Origin of the sequence: Salmonella sp. SJTUF15570, from assembly GCF_043357055.1 — a bacterium.
In the GTDB taxonomy this organism is placed as follows: Bacteria; Pseudomonadota; Gammaproteobacteria; order Enterobacterales; family Enterobacteriaceae; genus Salmonella; species Salmonella enterica.
This window is the reverse complement of the sequence record NZ_JBEUKJ010000026.1, coordinates 1-7690: the sequence shown is the minus strand read 5'-3', so window position 1 is coordinate 7690 and position 7690 is coordinate 1. Positions and strand designations below refer to the sequence as shown.

Below are 7690 nucleotides of genomic sequence, written 5' to 3'. Positions count from 1 at the left end.
GGCACTGTTGCAAATAGTCGGTGGTGATAAACTTATCATCCCCTTTTGCTGATGGAGCTGCACATGAACCCATTCAAAGGCCGGCATTTTCAGCGTGACATCATTCTGTGGGCCGTACGCTGGTACTGCAAATACGGCATCAGTTACCGTGAGCTGCAGGAGATGCTGGCTGAACGCGGAGTGAATGTCGATCACTCCACGATTTACCGCTGGGTTCAGCGTTATGCGCCTGAAATGGAAAAACGGCTGCGCTGGTACTGGCGTAACCCTTCCGATCTTTGCCCGTGGCACATGGATGAAACCTACGTGAAGGTCAATGGCCGCTGGGCGTATCTGTACCGGGCCGTCGACAGCCGGGGCCGCACTGTCGATTTTTATCTCTCCTCCCGTCGTAACAGCAAAGCTGCATACCGGTTTCTGGGTAAAATCCTCAACAACGTGAAGAAGTGGCAGATCCCACGATTCATCAACACGGATAAAGCGCCCGCCTATGGTCGCGCGCTTGCTCTGCTCAAACGCGAAGGCCGGTGCCCGTCTGACGTTGAACACCGACAGATTAAGTACCGGAACAACGTGATTGAATGCGATCATGGCAAACTGAAACGGATAATCAACGCCACGCTGGGATTTAAATCCATGAAGACGGCTTACGCCACCATCAAAGGTATTGAGGTGATGCGTGCACTACGCAAAGGCCAGGCCTCAGCATTTTATTATGGTGATCCCCTGGGCGAAATGCGCCTGGTAAGCAGAGTTTTTGAAATGTAAGGCCTTTGAATAAGACAAAAGGCTGCCTCATCGCTAACTTTGCAACAGTGCCGCGACATCCTTCGGCGCGATTTTGCCGGTTACTGCGCTGTACCAAATGCGGGACAACGTAAGCACTACATTTCGCTCATCGCCAGCCCAGTCGGGCGGCGAGTTCCATAGCGTTAAGGTTTCATTTAGCGCCTCAAATAGATCCTGTTCAGGAACCGGATCAAAGAGTTCCTCCGCCGCTGGACCTACCAAGGCAACGCTATGTTCTCTTGCTTTTGTCAGCAAGATAGCCAGATCAATGTCGATCGTGGCTGGCTCGAAGATACCTGCAAGAATGTCATTGCGCTGCCATTCTCCAAATTGCAGTTCGCGCTTAGCTGGATAACGCCACGGAATGATGTCGTCGTGCACAACAATGGTGACTTCTACAGCGCGGAGAATCTCGCTCTCTCCAGGGGAAGCCGAAGTTTCCAAAAGGTCGTTGATCAAAGCTCGCCGCGTTGTTTCATCAAGCCTTACGGTCACCGTAACCAGCAAATCAATATCACTGTGTGGCTTCAGGCCGCCATCCACTGCGGAGCCGTACAAATGTACGGCCAGCAACGTCGGTTCGAGATGGCGCTCGATGACGCCAACTACCTCTGATAGTTGAGTCGATACTTCGGCGATCACCGCTTCCCTCATGATGTTTAACGCCTGAGCTCAGCCGACCGAAACCGCGTAGCGGTTTTGGGTCGGCTGCAGCGATTTGTTGGGCGATAGCTTGCCACATTCTCTCAACGATTGGGATTTGATGTACTTTCCGCACTTTGTAGCGCGACCACATCATGCTCCCCCTGGCCGCGAGAGCCCTTCACTCGGGAAACACAAGACAGACCGAGCACGACTGTTGCAAGGGTCAAACAGTACACGACAACCGGCCAAGCCGTGTTGCGCGGCAACAGCGAAATGATCAACGTTCCGATGCTTCCTAGCAGTACACCGCCCAAGCAGAAGTAGACTGCCGTGACCGTTCCAGCAACATGGTCGAATCCTCGAAGAGCGCCATTGGGCGCCACAGATACCGCTGTGGCGACACCAATACCCACTAGCCACATTGGAGCAATAAAGCCTAACACGGACTGCAAAGCCCATATTTCGGTGATGGCAAGCAATACTGCTCCAGCTATCAGGCATCCCATTCCCATTCGCAAGACACTTGGGCTGCCCCACTTGGGTATCACACGCCCCATAAAACGAGCCGTAAACACCATGGCAATTGCCACTGTGGCGAACAGCAGGCTGAAGCCAAGCTGAGACACACCTTGCCTGCCCATCATTAGTCCGGGCGCAATGGAGAAAAAGACGAAGAAGCTACCCATTCCAGCGGCGTAACACAACGTGTACAACCAGAAGTTCAGGCACTTAACGGGGAGTAGCAGCTGCGACCATTGCAAGCCCGCAACTCGTTGCACCCGGGTTTCAGGCCAGAATCGCCACGCTGCTGCAGATGCAGCGATCATGCCCAAACCTAGAAACGCAAAGATAGCCCGCCACCCAAGCCACATGTCGACGAGCGCTCCGAGCAATGGGCCTACCGCCGGGACCATGGCCAGCATGGATCCGAGTATGCCGTAAATGACATTACTTTCCTCGCGACCTGCGTAAATGTCACGTACTGTTGCAAATGTGGAAACAAGGCACGCCGAGGCACCACAAGCCTGAAGAATCCGAAGCCCCAGAAAGACTTCAGCCGATGACGTAAGAGCGAGGCCCATTGACGCCACAACGTAGGCGAGGCCACCTCCCAGTAGAACGGGGCGGCGCCCCAGTCGGTCCGATAGCGGTCCAAACAAGAGCTGACCGGCACCAATCATGACCAAGTACGTTGTCAGCGTAAGCTGAATTGTGCTCGCTGTCGTACCAAGCGCGTTTGGCATAAACGGCACTGCTGGCAAGTACATGTCCATGCCGAGTGATGCCAATAAATCGAACGGTGATAACAACAACACCGTGGCGGCAAGGGAGTACCGCCAACTAAAGTTTTTTGAGCTCACGAAACCATCTCCTTGAACAAAGGATTTGGCGGCGCTCCCGTAGAGCAAAAGGATTCATGAGAACGCCGCAACAACCGAAAAATGAAGGTTGCTGCGGCTTACTTGTCTGCGTTCTTGGAAGTGCTCATCTGCTGACTATCTCATGATTGAATTTGAATCGTAACAACTTTCAAGCAACTCTGCAAGGAGCCTTATTGTGCGCCCAACGCCGGAGTTAAGCCGCCGCGCGTAGCGCGGTCGGCTTGAACGAATTGTTAGACATCATTTACCAACTGACTTGATGATCTCGCCTTTCACAAAGCGAATAAATTCTTCCAAGTGATCTGCGCGTGAGGCCAAGTGATCTTCTTTTTGTCCCAGATAAGCTTGCTTAGCTTCAAGTAAGACGGGCTGATACTGGGCAGGTAGGCGTTTTATTGCCCAGTCGGCAGCGACATCCTTCGGCGCGATTTTGCCGGTTATTGCGCTGTACCAAATGCGGGACAACGTAAGCACTACATTTCGCTCATCGCCGGCCCAGTCGGGCTGCGAGTTCCATAGCTTCAAGGTTTCCCTCAGCGCCTCGAATAGATCCTGTTCAGGAACCGGGTCAAAGAATTCCTCCGCTGCCGGACCTACCAAGGCAACGCTATGTTCTCTTGCTTTTGTAAGCAGGATAGCTAGATCAATGTCGATCATGGCTGGCTCGAAGATACCCGCAAGAATGTCATTGCGCTGCCATTCTCCAAATTGCAGCTCGCGCTTAGCCGGATAACGCCACGGGATGATGTCGTCATGCACGACAAGGGTGACTTCTATAGCGCGGAGCGTCTCGCTCTCGCCAGGGAAAGCCGAAGCCTCCATAAGGTCATTGAGCAATGCTCGCCGCGTCGTTTCATCAAGCTTTACGGCCACAGTAACCAACAAATCAATATCGCTGTATGGCTTCAGGCCGCCATCCACTGCGGAGCCGTACAAATGCACGGCCAGCAACGTTGATTCCAGATGGCGCTCAATGACGCTTAGCACCTCTGATAGTTGGTTCGAAATTTCGATGGTCACCGCTACCCTCATGATGTCTAACACCAGAATTAAGCCGCGCCGCGAAGCGGCGTCGGCTTGAATGACTTGTTAGCGCCCACCTGCGACGCCAACCTCTTGCCACTGATAGTACTGCTTAGTAGCAATGGCCAGCATATCCAGGTCCTCCGGCGTGTCTCCGTTCGCGTAGATGGTCGGATATGTCGCCAGGTCGTAGCGCTCACGGACCAAGCGAGCCTTCTCCGTCAAGACGCACTGCCGCCCTTCATAGCGGCCCGTTAGGATTCCGTCCGACTGTTGCAAGGAAGAACAGATGAGCTCAACGCCGTGCGAGTCGCACCACGGCTCCAAGTAAGCCTCAAGTCCGCCGGAAACAACGACAACCTTGTGCCCCTGCGCTTTGTGCCATGCGATGCGCTGCATTGCCTCGCCGCGGAGGGTATTGGGCAGGTAGCTCTGAGCGAAGTCACGACCTTGGGCCTCCAGGACCGAGGCCGGGATGCCGCTGTAAGCGAAGCGAACGATGACGCGACGGATCAGGGTGCCAGACAAGATCCCAATCTTATACCCAAGCACGAGCGGCGCCAGAAGCAGTTGTCCCACAAGCAGTCGACGTCGGCTCACGGACCGCCGCACAAAATCCGGCATCGTCTCGCGAGTGGTAATTGTGCCATCGAAGTCAAAGAGTGCGAGAGACATGCGTTGTGGGCGCTAACGCCTTGCTCACCGGAAAATTGCGAGCGCAGCGAGTAATTTTTCCGGTGCAGCAACTTGTTGTACGGTGCAACCGATAGCTATGACGTTTGCCCCTTAATCGCCTGGATAATCCTCGGCCAGTCTTCATGATGCAACTCATGTCCCGTGCCTTCGAGTGTCAGCATTTTTGAACCACGAATCGCATCTTTCAGTGCCAACCCATGCACATAAGGAAGTACAGGATCCTCCGTGCCGTGAATGATCAAAGTTGGTACAGCTATCTCATTTAATCTCCCGAGCCATCTCTCGCCACCACCTAAAGTAGTGTGGTTGAATGTTGTCAGGATATTCGGAGTGCGATCAAAATTTAACTCAGCGATGTTTTGTATCTTCTCAGCGTCAAAAGCATGCGCAGTACCTGAGTTGATTCGCCACGCTCCGACCTGATACGCGACGACAGCATCTCTATCAGACCAATCCAGCGATTCCGCCCGTTGGTGATACTCAATGATGGCAGGATCAAAAGCGGGCATATCCGGATCTGCATCTGCAAGCCGTTCTGAAGCAATCAGCGTCAAGCTCTTCACACGTTTCGGATACTTGAGAGCTACAAGCTGGGAAAGAAATCCCCCCAAAGACATGCCGACTAAATGAGCAGCTTCCAGACCATAACCATCAATGACGCGAACCACATCATCTGCTAATTCTTCAACGGAATATGGAGCCTGACCTGGCTCATAGCTTGTTGATTTCCCGGTATCACGGTGGTCGTACCGGATCACATAGCGACCCATTTTGGCAAGTTGGGAACAAAACTCATCAGGCCACCACACCGCAGACGACATTGCCCCCATGATCAGAATAATGGGTTCATGGGCCGGGTCGCCGAATGATTCGGTATAGAGTGAAATCGCTTTATCAACAACTACCTTTTCTTTCATACTTAAATTGCCTTCGAGTTCTACGTACAACTTTGTTTTAGGGCGACTGCCCTGCTGCGTAACATCGTTGCTGCTCCATAACATCAAACATCGACCCACGGCGTAACGCGCTTGCTGCTTGGATGCTCGAGGCATAGACTGTACAAAAAAACAGTCATAACAAGCCATGAAAACCGCCACTGCGCCGTTACCACCGCTGCGTTCGGTCAAGGTTCTGGACCAGTTGCGTGAGCGCATACGCTACTTGCATTACAGTTTACGAACCGAACAGGCTTATGTCCACTGGGTTCGTGCCTTCATCCGTTTCCACGGTGTGCGTCACCCGGCAACCTTGGGCAGCAGCGAAGTCGAGGCATTTCTGTCCTGGCTGGCGAACGAGCGCAAGGTTTCGGTCTCCACGCATCGTCAGGCATTGGCGGCCTTGCTGTTCTTCTACGGCAAGGTGCTGTGCACGGATCTGCCCTGGCTTCAGGAGATCGGAAGACCTCGGCCGTCGCGGCGCTTGCCGGTGGTGCTGACCCCGGATGAAGTGGTTCGCATCCTCGGTTTTCTGGAAGGCGAGCATCGTTTGTTCGCCCAGCTTCTGTATGGAACGGGCATGCGGATCAGTGAGGGTTTGCAACTGCGGGTCAAGGATCTGGATTTCGATCACGGCACGATCATCGTGCGGGAGGGCAAGGGCTCCAAGGATCGGGCCTTGATGTTACCCGAGAGCTTGGCACCCAGCCTGCGCGAGCAGCTGTCGCGTGCACGGGCATGGTGGCTGAAGGACCAGGCCGAGGGCCGCAGCGGCGTTGCGCTTCCCGACGCCCTTGAGCGGAAGTATCCGCGCGCCGGGCATTCCTGGCCGTGGTTCTGGGTTTTTGCGCAGCACACGCATTCGACCGATCCACGGAGCGGTGTCGTGCGTCGCCATCACATGTATGACCAGACCTTTCAGCGCGCCTTCAAACGTGCCGTAGAACAAGCAGGCATCACGAAGCCCGCCACACCGCACACCCTCCGCCACTCGTTCGCGACGGCCTTGCTCCGCAGCGGTTACGACATTCGAACCGTGCAGGATCTGCTCGGCCATTCCGACGTCTCTACGACGATGATTTACACGCATGTGCTGAAAGTTGGCGGTGCCGGAGTGCGCTCACCGCTTGATGCGCTGCCGCCCCTCACTAGTGAGAGGTAGGGCAGCGCAAGTCAATCCTGGCGGATTCACTACCCCTGCGCGAAGGCCATCGGTGCCGCATCGAACGGCCGGTTGCGGAAAGTCCTCCCTGCGTCCGCTGATGGCCGGCAGCAGCCCGTCGTTGCCTGATGGATCCAACCCCTCCGCTGCTATAGTGCAGTCGGCTTCTGACGTTCAGTGCAGCCGTCTTCTGAAAACGACAATGGAGGTGGTAGCCGAGGGTGTGGAAACACCCGACGGCACTGTTGCAAATAGTCGGTGGTGATAAACTTATCATCCCCTTTTGCTGATGGAGCTGCACATGAACCCATTCAAAGGCCGGCATTTTCAGCGTGACATCATTCTGTGGGCCGTACGCTGGTACTGCAAATACGGCATCAGTTACCGTGAGCTGCAGGAGATGCTGGCTGAACGCGGAGTGAATGTCGATCACTCCACGATTTACCGCTGGGTTCAGCGTTATGCGCCTGAAATGGAAAAACGGCTGCGCTGGTACTGGCGTAACCCTTCCGATCTTTGCCCGTGGCACATGGATGAAACCTACGTGAAGGTCAATGGCCGCTGGGCGTATCTGTACCGGGCCGTCGACAGCCGGGGCCGCACTGTCGATTTTTATCTCTCCTCCCGTCGTAACAGCAAAGCTGCATACCGGTTTCTGGGTAAAATCCTCAACAACGTGAAGAAGTGGCAGATCCCACGATTCATCAACACGGATAAAGCGCCCGCCTATGGTCGCGCGCTTGCTCTGCTCAAACGCGAAGGCCGGTGCCCGTCTGACGTTGAACACCGACAGATTAAGTACCGGAACAACGTGATTGAATGCGATCATGGCAAACTGAAACGGATAATCAACGCCACGCTGGGATTTAAATCCATGAAGACGGCTTACGCCACCATCAAAGGTATTGAGGTGATGCGTGCACTACGCAAAGGCCAGGCCTCAGCATTTTATTATGGTGATCCCCTGGGCGAAATGCGCCTGGTAAGCAGAGTTTTTGAAATGTAAGGCCTTTGAATAAGACAAAAGGCTGCCTCATCGCTAACTTTGCAACAGTGCC

At 54.3% G+C, this 7690-nt stretch carries 6 protein-coding genes and 2 pseudogenes; 3 read left to right on the top strand and 5 right to left on the bottom strand.

The annotated features are described in order from the left end of the window. Positions 1 to 63 precede the first annotated feature (63 nt). Positions 64 to 768 (top strand): IS6-like element IS26 family transposase, encoded by a 705-nt coding sequence (locus tag ABVN44_RS24470; protein ID WP_001067858.1) that lies wholly within the window; start codon positions 64 to 66, stop codon positions 766 to 768. A 48-nt stretch (positions 769 to 816) separates the two neighbouring features. Here ABVN44_RS24470 and ABVN44_RS24465 read toward each other — a convergent pair. From ABVN44_RS24465 to estX, 5 genes and pseudogenes are all read right to left on the bottom strand, one after another. Then, positions 817 to 1443: pseudogene (locus ABVN44_RS24465) on the bottom strand (AadA family aminoglycoside 3''-O-nucleotidyltransferase); the annotation flags it as partial. A gap of 92 nt (positions 1444 to 1535) precedes the next feature. After that, entirely contained in the window at positions 1536 to 2795 is a 1260-nt protein-coding gene (locus tag ABVN44_RS24460; RefSeq protein WP_000095725.1) for a chloramphenicol efflux MFS transporter CmlA1, read from the bottom strand. A gap of 214 nt (positions 2796 to 3009) precedes the next feature. Further along, a pseudogene (locus ABVN44_RS24455) lies at positions 3010 to 3848 on the bottom strand (AadA family aminoglycoside 3''-O-nucleotidyltransferase). A gap of 57 nt (positions 3849 to 3905) precedes the next feature. Beyond that, positions 3906 to 4514: an HAD family hydrolase gene (locus ABVN44_RS24450; RefSeq protein ID WP_129339425.1), complete on the bottom strand. Its 609-nt coding sequence runs from the start codon at positions 4512 to 4514 to the stop codon at positions 3906 to 3908. Positions 4515 to 4609: 95 nt separating this feature from the next. Then, positions 4610 to 5452, bottom strand: a complete 843-nt coding sequence (estX, locus tag ABVN44_RS24445; protein WP_001456218.1) for an alpha/beta fold putative hydrolase EstX — start codon at positions 5450 to 5452, stop codon at positions 4610 to 4612. A gap of 166 nt (positions 5453 to 5618) precedes the next feature. Here estX and intI1 point away from each other — a divergent pair, with 166 nt between their 5' ends. Then, a complete protein-coding gene (gene intI1 / locus ABVN44_RS24440) occupies positions 5619 to 6632 on the top strand; it encodes a class 1 integron integrase IntI1 (RefSeq protein WP_000845048.1) in 1014 nt (337 codons plus the stop codon). Between the two features lie 301 nt (positions 6633 to 6933). Then, positions 6934 to 7638, top strand: coding sequence for an IS6-like element IS26 family transposase (locus tag ABVN44_RS24435; protein WP_001067858.1), 705 nt, complete (start codon positions 6934 to 6936; stop codon positions 7636 to 7638). The last annotated feature ends 52 nt before the right edge of the window (positions 7639 to 7690 follow it).

Excerpts from the sequence above, each read along its gene's own strand:
- ABVN44_RS24470 (WP_001067858.1), top strand. The coding sequence starts at position 64 with ATGAACCCATTCAAAGGCCGGCATTTTCAGCGTGACATCATTCTGTGG.
- ABVN44_RS24435 (WP_001067858.1), top strand. The coding sequence starts at position 6,934 with ATGAACCCATTCAAAGGCCGGCATTTTCAGCGTGACATCATTCTGTGG.
- intI1 (WP_000845048.1), top strand. The coding sequence starts at position 5,619 with ATGAAAACCGCCACTGCGCCGTTACCACCGCTGCGTTCGGTCAAGGTT.
- estX (WP_001456218.1), bottom strand. The coding sequence starts at position 5,452 with ATGAAAGAAAAGGTAGTTGTTGATAAAGCGATTTCACTCTATACCGAA.
- ABVN44_RS24450 (WP_129339425.1), bottom strand. The coding sequence starts at position 4,514 with ATGTCTCTCGCACTCTTTGACTTCGATGGCACAATTACCACTCGCGAG.